The sequence below is a fragment of the Desulfovibrio sp. genome, from assembly GCF_019424165.1.
Taxonomy (GTDB): domain Bacteria; phylum Desulfobacterota; class Desulfovibrionia; order Desulfovibrionales; family Desulfovibrionaceae; genus Desulfovibrio.
In genome coordinates this window covers 1-13,618 of sequence record NZ_JAHZAA010000020.1, presented here as the reverse complement: position 1 = coordinate 13,618, position 13,618 = coordinate 1, and the positions used below count along the sequence as shown (strand labels likewise).

General features: G+C 59.7%; 13 protein-coding genes and 1 riboswitch. Of the genes, 9 read left to right on the top strand and 4 right to left on the bottom strand.

Annotated elements, in window-relative coordinates:
* The 4 genes from QZ377_RS08160 to QZ377_RS08145 form a co-directional block, all read left to right on the top strand.
* Window positions 1–1,759: molybdopterin-dependent oxidoreductase (locus QZ377_RS08160; protein WP_291440667.1), on the top strand; the 1,759-nt coding region annotated here is incomplete at its 5' end.
* A gap of 8 nt (window positions 1,760–1,767) precedes the next feature.
* On the top strand, window positions 1,768–2,097 hold the full coding sequence (locus tag QZ377_RS08155) for a chaperone NapD (RefSeq protein WP_291440666.1): 330 nt from the start codon (window positions 1,768–1,770) through the stop codon (window positions 2,095–2,097).
* The gene (locus QZ377_RS08150; protein WP_291440665.1) at window positions 2,094–2,618 is read left to right on the top strand and encodes a 4Fe-4S dicluster domain-containing protein; all 525 of its coding nucleotides are present in this window, start codon (window positions 2,094–2,096) and stop codon (window positions 2,616–2,618) included. The genes QZ377_RS08155 and QZ377_RS08150 overlap by 4 nt, the downstream gene beginning before the upstream one ends.
* Complete coding sequence (locus QZ377_RS08145) at window positions 2,615–3,514, top strand: 4Fe-4S binding protein (protein ID WP_291440664.1); 900 nt, start codon at window positions 2,615–2,617, stop codon at window positions 3,512–3,514. The genes QZ377_RS08150 and QZ377_RS08145 overlap by 4 nt, the downstream gene beginning before the upstream one ends.
* A gap of 195 nt (window positions 3,515–3,709) precedes the next feature.
* Here the strand turns inward: QZ377_RS08145 and lysS are convergent, their stop codons facing one another.
* A complete protein-coding gene (gene lysS / locus QZ377_RS08140; RefSeq protein WP_291440692.1) occupies window positions 3,710–5,215 on the bottom strand; it encodes a lysine--tRNA ligase in 1,506 nt (501 codons plus the stop codon).
* Window positions 5,216–5,504: 289 nt separating this feature from the next.
* Here lysS and QZ377_RS08135 point away from each other — a divergent pair, with 289 nt between their 5' ends.
* The 4 genes from QZ377_RS08135 (at window position 5,505) to QZ377_RS08120 (ending at window position 9,152) form a co-directional block, all read left to right on the top strand.
* Entirely contained in the window at window positions 5,505–6,068 is a 564-nt protein-coding gene (locus QZ377_RS08135) for an ACT domain-containing protein (protein WP_291440663.1), read from the top strand.
* Window positions 6,069–6,247: 179 nt separating this feature from the next.
* A complete protein-coding gene (locus tag QZ377_RS08130) occupies window positions 6,248–7,633 on the top strand; it encodes a PFL family protein (protein ID WP_291440662.1) in 1,386 nt (461 codons plus the stop codon).
* Between the two features lie 211 nt (window positions 7,634–7,844).
* Window positions 7,845–8,171 (top strand): hypothetical protein, encoded by a 327-nt coding sequence (locus QZ377_RS08125; protein WP_291440661.1) that lies wholly within the window; start codon window positions 7,845–7,847, stop codon window positions 8,169–8,171.
* A gap of 570 nt (window positions 8,172–8,741) precedes the next feature.
* A complete protein-coding gene (locus tag QZ377_RS08120; protein WP_291440660.1) occupies window positions 8,742–9,152 on the top strand; it encodes a DUF1090 domain-containing protein in 411 nt (136 codons plus the stop codon).
* 101 nt (window positions 9,153–9,253) lie between these two features.
* Here the strand turns inward: QZ377_RS08120 and QZ377_RS08115 are convergent, their stop codons facing one another.
* From QZ377_RS08115 to thiC, 3 genes are all read right to left on the bottom strand, one after another.
* The gene (locus QZ377_RS08115; RefSeq protein ID WP_291440659.1) at window positions 9,254–10,039 is read right to left on the bottom strand and encodes a TSUP family transporter; all 786 of its coding nucleotides are present in this window, start codon (window positions 10,037–10,039) and stop codon (window positions 9,254–9,256) included.
* 1 nt (window position 10,040) lies between these two features.
* Window positions 10,041–10,388, bottom strand: a complete 348-nt coding sequence (locus tag QZ377_RS08110; RefSeq protein ID WP_291440658.1) for a DMT family protein — start codon at window positions 10,386–10,388, stop codon at window positions 10,041–10,043.
* A 486-nt stretch (window positions 10,389–10,874) separates the two neighbouring features.
* Window positions 10,875–12,155: a phosphomethylpyrimidine synthase ThiC gene (gene thiC, locus QZ377_RS08105; protein WP_291440657.1), complete on the bottom strand. Its 1,281-nt coding sequence runs from the start codon at window positions 12,153–12,155 to the stop codon at window positions 10,875–10,877.
* A 53-nt stretch (window positions 12,156–12,208) separates the two neighbouring features.
* Window positions 12,209–12,320, bottom strand: a riboswitch (TPP riboswitch).
* 273 nt (window positions 12,321–12,593) lie between these two features.
* Here thiC and QZ377_RS08100 point away from each other — a divergent pair.
* The coding region (locus tag QZ377_RS08100; protein WP_291440656.1) for a potassium transporter TrkG at window positions 12,594–13,618 on the top strand (1,025 nt) is incomplete at its 3' end.

Sequence of the window (13,618 nt, the reverse complement as noted above, 5' to 3'; positions counted from 1 at the left end):
GCTGTGCATGGCCTCGGCCGTGGGCGGCTACATGACGAGCTTCGGCAAGGACGAGCCTATGGGAACCTATGCCGACATTGATCAGGCCACCTGCTTTTTCATCATCGGTTCCAATACGTCCGAGGCGCATCCCGTGCTTTTTCGCCGCATAGCCCGCCGCAAGCAGGTGGAGCCGGGCGTAAAGATCATTGTGGCCGACCCGCGGCGTACCAATACATCGCGCATAGCCGACATGCATGTGGCCTTCCGGCCCGGCACCGACCTGGCCTTCATGCACAGCATGGTCTGGGTCATCATCAACGAAGAACTGGATAATCCGCGTTTCTGGCAACGTTACGTCAGCTTTATGGATGCGGAGGGCAAGCCGTCTGACTTTGAGGGATACAAGGCTTTTCTTGAAAACTACCGGCCGGAAAAGGTGGCGGAAATATGCCGTGTACCGGTAGAGCAGATCTACGGCGCGGCCCGTGCCTTTGCGGAGTCCGCCGCGACCATGAGCCTCTGGTGCATGGGCATCAACCAGCGCGTGCAGGGGGTGTTTGCCAATAATCTCATCCATAACCTGCACCTGATCACCGGGCAGATCTGCCGCCCCGGGGCCACGTCTTTTTCGCTTACCGGGCAGCCCAATGCCTGTGGCGGCGTGCGTGACGGCGGGGCGCTTTCGCATCTGCTCCCTGCGGGGCGGGCCATTCCCAATGCCAAGCACCGCGCTGAAATGGAAAAGCTGTGGGGCCTGCCCGAGGGGCGCATCGCGCCCGAGCCGGGCTATCATACCGTGGCCCTGTTTGAAGCCCTGGGCAGGGGCGACGTGAAGTGCATGATCATCTGCGAGACCAATCCGGCCCATACCCTGCCCAACCTGAACAAGGTGCACAAGGCCATGTCCCATCCGGAATCCTTCATTGTCTGCATTGAGGCCTTTCCGGATGCCGTTACGCTGGAATATGCCGATCTTGTGCTGCCCCCGGCGTTCTGGTGCGAGCGCGACGGCGTGTACGGCTGCGGCGAGCGGCGGTATTCGCTTACCGAAAAGGCCGTTGATCCGCCCGGCCAGTGCCGCCCCACGGTGAATACACTTGTGGAATTCGCCAAGCGGGCGGGGGTGGACCCCAAGCTTGTCAACTTCCGCAACGCCGAGGATGTCTGGAATGAATGGCGCATGGTGTCCAAGGGAACCACCTATGATTTCTGGGGTATGACAAGAGAACGCCTGCGTAAGGAATCGGGCCTGATCTGGCCTTGTCCCAGCGAGGATCACCCCGGCACCTCGTTGCGCTATGTGCGCGGGCAGGATCCGTGCGTTCCGGCTGATCATCCCGACCGTTTCTTTTTTTACGGCAAGCCCGACGGCAGGGCCGTGATCTGGATGCGCCCGGCCAGGGGCGCGGCCGAAGAACCGGATGTGGAGTACCCCCTGTATCTTACGTCCATGCGCGTTATCGACCACTGGCATACGGCCACCATGACGGGCAAGGTTCCCGAATTGCAAAAGGCCAACCCCATCGCTTTTGTGGAAATAAATGAAGAAGATGCCGCAAAAACGGGCATCAAGCACGGGGACAGTGTCATCGTGGAAACCCGGCGGGACGCTATGGAGCTGCCCGCCAGGGTCAGTGATGTCTGCCGTCCCGGCCTTATTGCGGTGCCGTTTTTTGACCCCAAAAAGCTGGTCAACAAGCTTTTTCTGGACGCCACGGACCCGGTCTCACGCGAGCCGGAGTACAAGATTTGTGCCGCGCGCGTGCGCAAGGCATAGGAGGGGATATGGCTATTGCCGGGATTGTCATCAGTGCGCCCCAGGAGCGTTTGGCCGGTCTGCGAGGATTGCTGCTCGACCTGCGGGGCGTGCTTGAGGTGCGTGAAGTGGCGGAGGCGGGCAAGCTGGCGGTGGTGCTGGAAAGTCCTTCACACAGCTTGCAGCGCGACCTGGAATATGTGAACGGGCTGCCGCATGTGCTCATGCTGGATGTGGCCTTTATAAATTACGAGGATGATCTGGACAGCCAGGGACACATGCCCTGCCCGCCGCACAGGGCGAAAGAACATTGCCTTGTGCCGGCAGAGGGCGGGATGGGTACCGGGAGACTGCAATGAACGTGTTTCTTCCGCCGTTGCGCCCGCCCGGCGCGGCGGCGGAAGAAGAGTTTCTGCGGCTGTGTGTGCGCTGCGGGCAATGCGTTGCCGCCTGCCCGCACAAAAGCCTGGAGCTGATGGGCGGCCTGGGGCGCTCACGGCGTACCCCGCGCGTGGTGGCAGGTAAAACCCCCTGCTACCTCTGCATGAAATGCCCGCCTGTATGTCCGTCAGGCGCGCTTGACGCCGGGGTGACTGACATGGCCCGGGCAAACATGGGCCGTGCTTATATCCTGAAAGACCGTTGCCACAATTACGCGGGGGGCGTCATGTGCATGACCTGCTATGACCGTTGCCCCTTGCGGGGTTCAGCCGTGGTGCTTTCCGGCGGTCTTGTGCCGGCCATGACCACGGCTTGTGTGGGTTGCGGCATCTGTGAATATGTCTGCCCCGTGCAGGCTGTGGAAATATGGCCCGCATCCGCCGGGGGCTGCCCGGCGAGTGCGGCCCCAACGCTGGACGCGCCACGGAGCGGCCTATGAGTGCGTACACTTTGGCCCGCAGATGCGTCCAACTGGGGGCGTTGGCCCTGTTCTGCCTACTGCCCTGGATCAATTGGGCCGGGCTGCGCCAGGTCAGCGGCAGTCTGTTTTCGTTGAACTTTTTTGGACTGCCCTTTGCTGATCCCGTGGCCGCAGCCCAGGTGGCGGCAGGGGGCCTGCTGCCTGCCGGCGCGCTGTTATGGGGCGCGTTATGCTCCCTTGCCCTTGCCCTGCTTATGGGGCGCGTGTTCTGTTCGTGGTTTTGCCCTTACGGACTGTTCTCCGAACTGGTGTATGCCGCGCGGTGCCGCATGGCCCGCCGCCACGGCGTGCCAATACCGGCAAGCAACCGGGCAGCCGGAGGGGCAGCCGGGCGTAACCGGTCTGGCCGGGCCTTTGCTGCCAAAGCAGCGGTGCTTCTTCTGGGGCTGTCGCTGGCCGGTCTGCTGGGCTATCCCGTTCTTAATCTGCTTGCCATGCCCGGGGAACTCTCGCTGGTTCCGCTGTTGGTCTGGCAGGGCGCGGGAGCCGTCCTGCTGTTTTTCGCCGTGCTTCTACCCCTTGCGGCCCTGTTGCTTGAAGCCGTGAGCGGCAAGCGCCTGTGGTGCCGTTATGTCTGCCCGCAGTCTGTTCTGCTGGGCGCGGCGGCGCGCTGCCTGCCGTCCTGGGGGCCTGGGCTGCGCGTGGCCTGGCATGCCGAAAACTGCTCTTGCAGGGGCGAAAGGCCGTGCCGCGATGCCTGCTCGTTGGGGCTTGATCCCCGGCGGCCCGGCGGCCCGGACAGATGGAACTGCACCATGTGCGGTGATTGTTTGCGAGCCTGCGCCAAGCGCGGCGGCGCGTTGCGCTGGGCGGCCTTTGGGCGTGCGGGGCGCAAACCGCACCATACTGCCTGACCTGAGCGGTAACGGTCTTCCGGCGTAACCGGCAGAACAAAAAACTATAATGAGCTGTATTGACAGAAAATCGAAAGGCCCGTTCCAGACAGGTAACGTACCGGCAGGTGCGCTTTCTGTGAGGAACGGGCCTTTTTGTCAGCAGATATGGGCCGGTTGGGGCCGCTTTCAGCGTTGTTTCAAAGCAAACGTGCTCTAGGATTCCGGCCGCAGCAGGGGGAAGAGGATAACCTCGCGGATGGAGGCGGAGTCCGTCAGCAGCATGACCAGGCGGTCTATGCCCACACCCTGGCCAGCCGCCGGGGGCATGCCGTATTCAAGGGCGCGCAGGTAATCTTCGTCCATGCTGTGCGCCTCGTCGTCTCCAGCTTCTTTTTCGCGCACCTGGTCTTCAAAGCGCAGGCGCTGGTCCACTGGGTCGTTAAGTTCGGAAAACGCGTTGGATATCTCGCGGCCGGTAATGAAAAGCTCAAAGCGGTCGGTCAGCGCGGGATCGTTGTCGTTGCGGCGCGACAGGGGCGAGATTTCCGTGGGGTAATGGTAGATGAAGTGCGGCTGTACGAGCTTGCCTTCCACATCCAGGTCAAAAAGTTTGGCGTGCAGCTTTTGCAGGCTTTCGCTGTCAGCGGCTTTTTCACCGCGCTGGCGGATGTAGTTTTGCACCCTGCTGTAGTCATTGTAAAATTCCGGCTGATGGCCGCCAATGAGGGTGAGCGAGTCGTAAAAGCTCATGCGCGTCCACTTGCCGGGCGTGAGGTCGATCATTTCGCCCTGATAGGGGACCACGGTTGTGCCGCAGACTGTCTGCGCCAGATGGGCAAAGAGCTTTTCCGTAAGGTCCATGAGGTCTTCAAACGTGGCGTAGGCCCAGTAGAATTCGCACATGGTGAATTCGGGATTGTGCCGCGTGTCGATCCCTTCATTGCGGAAGTTGCGGTTCAGCTCGAACACTTTTTCAAAACCGCCCACAAGCAGGCGCTTGAGGTACAGCTCGGGCGCAATACGCATGTACAGGCCCATGTCCAGAGCATTGTGATGGGTTTTGAAGGGTTTTGCCGCCGCGCCCCCGGCCAGGGGCTGCATCATGGGAGTTTCCACTTCCATGAAGCCGTGGTCTTCCATAAAATGGCGGAACTCGCGCACGATCTGGCTGCGCTTGAAAAATATTTCGCGGGCGCGGGGTGTGACGATAAGGTCCACGTAGCGCTGGCGGTAGCGCGTTTCCATATCCTTGAGCCCGTGATATTTTTCGGGCAGGGGACGCATGGACCGCGTGATGAGCTTTATGGTGCGGCAGGCGATGGTCAGTTCGCCCGTTTTGGTGCGGAAAAGATGCCCGGACAGGCCGACGATATCGCCGATGTCGAGCTTTTTTACCAGGTTGTGCGTGGCGTCGTCCAGATGTTCGCGCGCGGCATAGCACTGTACGCGGCCCGTCTGGTCCATGATGTGGAAAAAGGCCACCTTGCCGAAAGAGCGTAACGAAACGATGCGCCCGGCAATGGCGACAACATCTTCCTGTGTTTCCAGGGCATCGCCCTCCAGGTCGCCGAATTTGTCCAGCACCCAGGCAATGGAGTGTTCCTTGCGGAAATTGTTAGGAAAGAGAGGTACGCCCGCGTCCATGAGGTCACAGGATTTGACCACGCGGTTTTTTATGACCTCGTTCAACCCTTCACGGGCGGCGAAGCTTTCCAACATGGGCATGAAATAGCCCGCGTACTTAGACTTTGTGCCCAGCTTGACGGCAGGCTTTTTATTCTTCTTTTCCCGATTTTCCACTGAAAAAACTCCTGAGATGCCCGGTCTTAAAGGATTGTAACGGTATGCCATTCACGAAGAAGCGTCAAGGATGACGTGCAGATGCTTTTCATGCCGCGCCAATGCCCTGTTTGGCCTTGAAGTTCGCGAGGGTTGCGTATATAGATTTTCTCTCCTGTGACACCTTCCCGTGGCCCTGCCACGGATCATTTCCGTAAGGATACGCGTCATGCACAAGTATACCGCCTCTTTTCTGGGGCGCGACTGCCCCGGAGTGGTGGCCGCAGTCAGCCGCATTCTTGAAGAAAACGGCTGCAACATTGAAGAAGTGACCCAGAGCATTCTTTCCGGCGAATTTGCCGCCATTTTTGTGGTGGCCGCTCCTGATGCCCTGGATGCCCAGAGCCTGCACCAAAGGCTGAACGTCAGCCTGGCCGAGGCCAAAGTGGATCTTTCGGTGCTGGTGCGGCCCGCCATTCAGGGGCAGTGGGGCCAGAGCATTCACTGTGAGCCTTTTGTCATCACTGCCGACGGCCCGGACAAACCCGGTCTTATCGCGGCCATGAGCCGCGTGTTTGCCCGCCACGATGTGAACATCGAAAGCCTCAAGGCCATTCTGGGCGAAGGCGGGGCCAATCATGCCCTTTTTGTCTTTGAGGTTATGGTTCCCGATGCCGTTGACCTTGGGCGTCTGCGCCGTGAGCTTTCCTGCGAGGGCCAGAGCCGCGACCTGAGGGTGAGTGTGCAGCACAGGGATATTTTTGAAGCCGTGCACCGCGTCAGTTCTTTTTAGGGCAGTGTAAATACCGTGCTCTGGCGGCTGCGTGAGCAGACGCCCGCCGTGGAAGCCAAGCGCAATTTACTCGCGCGGTCAAGCGCGGTAACGAGCGTGCCTTGCACTTTGATAGTGTACATCACCAAAGCTGATCTGCGTTAGAGCGTTTTCGCCTTGCAACCATACAGGATACCGCCATGCTTTCCGAACGCGAAGTCATAAGCACACTTAACATGCTCCGCAACGAGCACCTGGATGTGCGCACCGTCACCCTGGGCGTGAGCCTGTTTGACTGCGTGAGCCACGACCTGGAGCTTTTTACCGCCAATGTGCAGGCCAAAATCCGCCGTTATGCCTCACAGCTCGTGTCTGTCTGCGATGAAGTCGGAGACAAGTACGGCATTCCCGTGGTGAACAAGCGCATCAGCGTCAGCCCCATTGCGGTGGTGGCCGCGCCCTTTGGCCCGGACGGCATGGTGCGCGTCTGCAAAGCCCTGGACGAGGCCGCCAAAGAGGCGGGTGTGGATTTTCTGGGCGGGTTTTCCGCCCTGGTTGAAAAAGGCTTTGCCAAAGGCGACCGCGCCCTTATTGAGGCGCTGCCCGAAGCCCTTGCGCAGACTGACCGTATCTGCTCGTCCATCAACGTGGCATCGTCGCGCAGCGGCATCAATATGGACGCTGTGGCGCTTATGGGGCGGCAGATTCTCAAGGTAGCCGAAGCCACGGCCGACCGTGGCGGCATAGGCTGCGCCAAGCTGGTGGTTTTTGCCAATATTCCGCAGGACGTGCCTTTCATGGCCGGGGCCTACCTTGGCGTGGGCGAGCCTGATGTGGTGATCAACGTGGGCGTTTCCGGCCCAGGTGTGGTGAAGAAAGCCCTGGACCGCGCCCGTGAGTCGGGCCGCAACGAAAAGGGCGCGCCCCTGACGCTGCTGGACATGGCCGAAGTGATCAAGCGCACGGCCTACAAGGTGACCCGCGTGGGCGAAATGATCGGCACTGAAGTGGCTACCCGTCTGGGCATCCCCTTTGGCGTGGCCGACCTTTCCCTGGCCCCCACACCGGCGGTGGGCGACTCCGTGGGTGAAATTTTCCAGAGCCTCGGGCTTTCAAGCATCGGCGCGCCCGGCACTACGGCCGTGCTGGCCATGCTCAATGACGCGGTGAAAAAGGGCGGCGCGTTTGCCTCCTCTTCGGTGGGCGGTCTTTCGGGGGCTTTTATTCCCGTATCGGAAGACTCAAGCATCGAGGCGGCCGCTACCGCTGGCCTGCTCAGCATTGAAAAGCTGGCAGCCATGACCAGCGTGTGCTCGGTGGGGCTGGACATGATTGCCATCCCCGGTGATACCCCGGCGGCCACCATTTCCGGTATTATCGCCGATGAAATGGCTATCGGCATGATCAACCACAAGACGACGGCCGTGCGCCTCATACCCGTGCCCGGCAAGGGCGTGGGTGAGGAAGTGTCGTTTGGCGGCCTGCTTGGCAAGGCGGCCATCATGCCCGTGCCGGGTGGCAACGCCGAAGACTTTATCACTCTTGGGGGGCGCATCCCCGCGCCCATCCACAGCCTGAAAAATTGATGGCGCTTACAAACGCGCTATAAATGAAAAATCCCGCTTCGGCGGGATTTTTCATTTATACTGGTATGTTGAAATATGTGGACCAGCACGGCGCGGGGGCGTGTCCGTCCGGCACAGATCGGTTTGACCGGGTGGTGAATATTTGTCATAGCTTTACTGTGCGGAACCGTACGCTTTACCCGTCCGGCAAAACAGGATCAAGGAGACAACCATGCTGAAAACAAAAATGGTGGCAGCGGCTTTTCTTGCTATGTTTGTAGCGGGTTGTAGCTCATCGCCGGAGTGTGATTCCAGCGATGGTAAAAAATATGCCAAAAAAATCATGCAATCCTATGCGCAGGAACTGGGCATAAAGGATCCGCATATCAGCTTTGAGAGCTTCAAGACCACGAGTGCGGACAAAAACTCCTGTAAATGCGTGGTCACAGCCGTTATGGGAAACAAGTCCGCCGAAAGCGCCACCGAGCTCAGGTATGCTCTTGAATTTGAGCTGCCGGAAACAGCGGACAGCCGTTACTATATTGAAATGATAAACTAGTTCTTCAGGCGAATTTTCGGCACGTCTTGCTTTTGCCGCCCGGTGGCAAGGGGATGAATATGCCCTCGTGCATGCCGTTCGTGGTGTATGCGGACAGAACTGTTGCAGGCCGCATTGCCCTGAGGGCTGCGTGGATGGACCGCCGGCACGGCGGTAACACGCCAGCGCTGTCGAAGAACGTGGCATGAAGGCAGCACTGCTGTTTGCCACGCCGGTAAGCGCCGAGGTGGAAAGTCTGAAGCACTGCGAATATATTTCGCAAGCTGCACGCTCTATACGCAACGCCTTTTGATGCGCAGTCAGGAGCGCCCGCGCTTCTGACATGCGTTCAGGCAGCCTGTGTCTTGCCTTTTTCAGACTGGCGGAATCTTGCCGTTGTTCATGTCTTTTCGGCGTGTTATCAGCGTCGTGTTTTTTGTCCTTGCCGCAGCAGTCTGCCCGGTTTGACGACCGTTTTTATGCATTCCGGCAACGGGGCGTGCACGCTGTTTTTTTGCCTGTATGAGGGGTGGCATGGCTGCTGTGGTGCCGGAATGTTTCTTATGTATAACGCGCAAAGAGGAAAATATGATGAAATATTATACAACAATGATTGCTACGCTGTGTGCCGGAGCCATGGTTTTCTGTGTATGGGCCAGTGATGTGCAGGCCGAAGGCATCTGCCAGAAAAAAATGACTCATATTCAGCGGCAGATTGATATTGCCAAGCAGCACAACAATGCAAAGAGGGCGGCAGGCCTTGAGCGGGCTTTGGAAAATGTCCGCACCTGGTGCACCGATGACGGTGAACTGGCCGAAGCGGAAATAGCTGTTATGGAAAAGCAGGAAAAAGTGCAGGAACGGCAGGCGGAACTGGATAAGGCTCTTGCCCGGGACAAGCAGGAAAGCAAGATCGCCAAACGCAAGCACAAGCTGCAGGAGGCCCAGAGCGAACTGCGGGAAGCCGAAAAAGCCCGTGATGCCTTGAAGTCCGGCAAGTAGCCGAATTTTTGGTCACTACGCTTGACGTAAAGATGGCGGCCCGGCGCAAATGCCCGGGCCGCCATTTTTTTTGCATGGTGTGTCTGCCGCGTTGCCGCAGGCTACTGCACGAGCGGGGCGAGAAAAAACTGCCAGATCAGGGTGAGCAGCAGCAGCGACAGCGAAACCATAAGAAAACGCCGCACCGCCGCCGGGCCGACACGTATGGCCAGGCGACTGCCAAGCCAGTTGCCCACACAGCAGGCCGCGGCCATGGGCAGGGCCAGGCTCCACAGCACCACGCCGTTGAGCATAAAAACCACCACGCCCGCGAAGTTGGATGCAAGGTTAAGCACCTTGGAGGTGGCGGAGGCCTCCATAAGGCCCATGCGCAAAATCCAGTGAAATGCAAGAATCAGAAAACTGCCTGTTCCGGGGCCGAAAAACCCGTCATATGCACCGATGACAAGGCATACCAGTGGCGTCAGCAGCCACAGGCGCGGGCCGTTCATATGGGCCTCGCCGTAAGCACGCGCGCGTTCCTTGCGAGGCATGAGGGTTGCGCACATGCCTACAGGCAGCAGGCCCACCAGAATTTTGCCCAGCAGGGCAGGCTCTGTGTGCAGGGCCAGGCGCGCTCCGGCCCATGAGCCGATCAGGGCAAAGGCCAGGCCTGCCAGAGCAACGCGCCACAGCACAAGGCGGCTGCGGGCAAAGTTGCCCAGAGCCACGCACGTCCCCATACAGGCGCTGAACTTGTTGGCGCCCAGAGCCGCATGCGGCGGCACGCCCGTAAGCAGCAGGGCAGGCATGGTCACAAGACCGCCTCCACCGGCGATGGCATCTATAAAGCCACCCACAAAGGCGGCGGCAATGCCCACCAGCAGGGGGATGAGACCTGGTTCCACGTTACCACTCCTTGAAGATGATCCAGGCCGCCAGCACAATGAGGGCAAAGCCCGCAACGTGGTTCCAGCGCAGGGGTTCATGCAGCCAGAGGCTGGAAAAAATCATGAAAACCGTCAGGGAGATGACCTCCTGTATGGTTTTCAGCTCGGCAGCGGAAAAATGCCCGTAACCAATGCGGTTGGCAGGCACCTGAAGCAGGTATTCAAAAAAGGCCAGACCCCAGCTGGCAAGGATAACCACGGGCAAGGCAGCGCCCTTGTAGCGCAAATGCCCGTACCACGCGAAGGTCATGAATATGTTTGATAAAACCAGAAGGCCAATGGTGGCCGCAGGGATGGGTATGTTCATGTCGCATCCGTATGCCGTGTCTGTCTGCGGGCGGCAGGAGTGAAGCCGCCCCGCCGTGGTTCGGGACAATCCAGAGGCATACCCGTGGCGATGCGGCGAGTCAATGGCCGCAGGAATGGCTGCATGCATGATAGAGAAAAAGCGCCCGGCGTGTCCGGGCGCTTTTTCTGCTTTTTTACGCGGGTTGAGACCTGTCGCGAGCTTTTTGTGAGTATCCCCCGGCGCGGCTCCCCTGAAGGGACCGCGCCGGGAGGGCAGGCTTCTGGCAAGGCAATAGTAAAATGGCTGCCTTGTCCTGTGCTGTCCTGTGCTGTCTTGTGCTGTGCGTCCTGTGTGACCCTGTGCGGATACGGGCGAATTTTTACAAAATCCCCCCGCAGTGCCCGCAAGGCAAGCCTGCTTCGACTGTTCTGGCGAAGTTGGTCACGGCCAGAGGCAGCAAGGGCGTTCCGCCGCTACGCAAGCACGTTACGGTGAAAATGCCTTCTAGTGATCCTGAAGCATCTTGACCGCGCAGAACTTGCCGCACATGGCGCAGACTTCTTCTGTCTTGTGGTCTTCTCGCCGTTTTTCAAGCATTTGCGGGTCCAGGGCGGCCCTGGTCATGCCTTCCCAGTCCAGCGCCTTGCGGGCAGCGTTCATTGCCGCCTCGCGCGCCACGGCGCGGGGGTGGCCCAAAGCCACTTCGCCCACATGCCCGGCCACGCGCGAAGCCATTACTCCGGCGCGCACGTCTGCCTCGTCAGGCAGGGTCAGGTGCTCGGCGGGCGTCAGGTAACAGAGAAAGTCCACGCCCGCTTCCACGCCCAGCGCGCCGCCGATGGCTCCGGCGATATGGTCGTAACCCGGCGCGCTGTCGCAGCACAGGGGGCCGAGAACATAGAGCGGGGCATTGTGGGTGAGGCGCTTTATACCCTGAATCTGGGTGCGCACCTGGTTGAGAGGCACATGGCCGGGGCCTTCAATCATGCATTGCACGCCGCGTTCAAGTGCATACTTGGCAAGGCGGCCCAGATTGATGACCTCTTCCCACTGGGCGGCATCGCCCGCATCGACGCCCGCGCCGGGGCGCAGCCCGTCGCCAAGGGAGAGGGTGACGTTGTAGGGCAGGCAGATGTCGAGCAGGCGGTCAAAATGCTCCAGCAAGGGATTTTCGCGGTCGTTTTCGAGCATCCAGCGGGCCAGCATGGAACCGCCGCGCGAAACAATGCCCAGGGCGCGGTTATTTTTGACGGCCATTTCGGCCCCGCGCCGCGAAAGCCCGCAGTGAACGGTGACAAAATCCACCCCCTGCCGGGCCTGTTTGGCGATTTCGTCAAAAAGCTCGTCCGGATTCATGCTGGCGATGTCGCGCTCCGCGTCCAGTATGCGCTGGCCCACGGCGTACAGGGGAACCGTACCCAGTGGCCGGGGGCAGGACTCCAGCATGCCGAGGCGCAGGGCGTCCAGGTCGCCGGCGATGGAAAGATCCATAACCGTGTCGGCTCCGGCTTCAAGGGCGGCCTGTATCTTGCGTTCTTCTGTGCGGGGGCAGTTGCTCAGGGGAGACGTGCCGATGTTGGCGTTCACCTTGACCCTGGCGGGTTGACCCACAAGAATGGGCTTGAGTCCTTTATGGGCGGGGTTGCCCAGCAGAACCATAGTTCCGGCCTCAAGGGCGGCAGTCACGCTTTGGGCGTCAAGCTGCTCTTCAGCGGACAGGCTGTCCAGATGAGAGTCCAGAAGACCGCGCAATGCGGCGTTCTGCGAAAAAAGTGTGGTAGACATGTGTGCCTCGCGGGTTGCGACGCAGGGCGCAAAAAAACCACAAGCAGCGGAACAGCTTGTGGCCGCGGCTTCCCTCCGGCAGTGCGAACTGCGTCAGGTTCAAGGGTCTGGGAAATCCCACTCTCAGCCATGCAGCTTGTTTGGACGGCTCCCCTAGCTCGGGGCAAACTATATCCCCGCGACAGGCGCATGTAAAGTGTAGGTTGCCGCTTCCGTAAAAACGGCGTGCCTGGTTGACGACGGGCCGCAGGCTTGCGGCCGGTACAGGGGCAGGGGGCGAGCTTGCCGTGGCAAAGAGCTGCCCCTCACGGTTTAACCCGGGCAGAAGTGGAGCATGGGCTGCGGTATTTCATATATTTTCAAGGATGCACGGGCAGGCACAAAGGCTATATGACTCATCGTCTTGCTTTCCTCCTGCGGCTGGCATAAATGGGGGGCATGCAGCGGAACAGATTTTTCAGCCCTCTTACATGGCCCGTAGTTTCCTTTCTGGCGGTTATTGCCGTGGGCGCAGTTTTGCTGCACATGCCGGCGAGCCTGCAGGAAGGCCAAAGCCTCAGCCCCATAGATGCGGCCTTTCTTGCCACGTCGGCCGTTTGCGTTACAGGGCTGACACCTGTGGACATCAGCGCTGTTCTCAGCCCCGCGGGGGTGATGCTGCTGCTTTTTCTTGTGCAGCTGGGCGGCCTTGGCGTCATGACCTATACGAGCATCATTTTTTTGCTCTGGCGAAACCACGTGCCATTTACCAGTCGCGAGGCCGTGAGCCAGGCTCTGCTTGGCGACGACTTCAACCTCAAGGGTTTTCTTTTGCAGGTGCTGGCTCTGGTATTCAGCATCGAGCTTGTCACGGCCCTGTTGCTTTACTGGCATGATCCTGTGTTTTTTCATCCGATCAGCGCGGCTTTTCATGCTGTTTCGGCCTTCTGCAATGCGGGCTTCTCGCTCAGCCCCAACAGCCTCATGAATTTTCGGGATGATGTGACGGTCAACTGCATCATCACAGCCAGCGTTTTTTTGGGCAGTATCGGCTTTGGAGTGCTGCGCGAAGCCCTCGGCATCATTTCCGGCGGGCGCATGGGTATTCCTGTGCGCAGGTTCAGCCGTTTCAGCCGTCTTGTGCTCAAGACAACGGTTTTTCTTATTGTGTTGGGCGCGGCGCTGGGCTTTATCATTGAGTTCTGGCGGGTAGGCAACGAGCAAGCGCTGGGCGATGGTTTTGATCTGGCTCTTACCGCTTTTTTTCAGGCTGCGGTGGCCCGGACGGCCGGTTTCAATACTGTCAATATGAGCAGCCTGAGCGAGGCCACCTTGCTGGTGCTCATGGCCCTCATGTTTGTGGGTGGCGGCCCCGGCTCATGCGCGGGCGGCATCAAGGTGGTGACCCTCAGGGGGCTGGTAGGGTATATTGCCGCGCAGTTCCGGGGGGACCGGCAGATCGTGCTTGAAGGCAGGGGGGGGCC

Bases quoted from the DNA above. Each gene is read 5' to 3' on its own strand.
- QZ377_RS08110 (WP_291440658.1), bottom strand. From the start codon at position 10,388: ATGAACATACCCATCCCTGCGGCCACCATTGGCCTTCTGGTTTTATCA.
- QZ377_RS08120 (WP_291440660.1), top strand. From the start codon at position 8,742: ATGAAATATTATACAACAATGATTGCTACGCTGTGTGCCGGAGCCATG.
- QZ377_RS08145 (WP_291440664.1), top strand. From the start codon at position 2,615: ATGAGTGCGTACACTTTGGCCCGCAGATGCGTCCAACTGGGGGCGTTG.
- QZ377_RS08150 (WP_291440665.1), top strand. From the start codon at position 2,094: ATGAACGTGTTTCTTCCGCCGTTGCGCCCGCCCGGCGCGGCGGCGGAA.
- QZ377_RS08125 (WP_291440661.1), top strand. From the start codon at position 7,845: ATGCTGAAAACAAAAATGGTGGCAGCGGCTTTTCTTGCTATGTTTGTA.
- thiC (WP_291440657.1), bottom strand. From the start codon at position 12,155: ATGTCTACCACACTTTTTTCGCAGAACGCCGCATTGCGCGGTCTTCTG.
- QZ377_RS08155 (WP_291440666.1), top strand. From the start codon at position 1,768: ATGGCTATTGCCGGGATTGTCATCAGTGCGCCCCAGGAGCGTTTGGCC.
- QZ377_RS08135 (WP_291440663.1), top strand. From the start codon at position 5,505: ATGCACAAGTATACCGCCTCTTTTCTGGGGCGCGACTGCCCCGGAGTG.
- QZ377_RS08130 (WP_291440662.1), top strand. From the start codon at position 6,248: ATGCTTTCCGAACGCGAAGTCATAAGCACACTTAACATGCTCCGCAAC.
- lysS (WP_291440692.1), bottom strand. From the start codon at position 5,215: ATGTTGGAAAGCTTCGCCGCCCGTGAAGGGTTGAACGAGGTCATAAAA.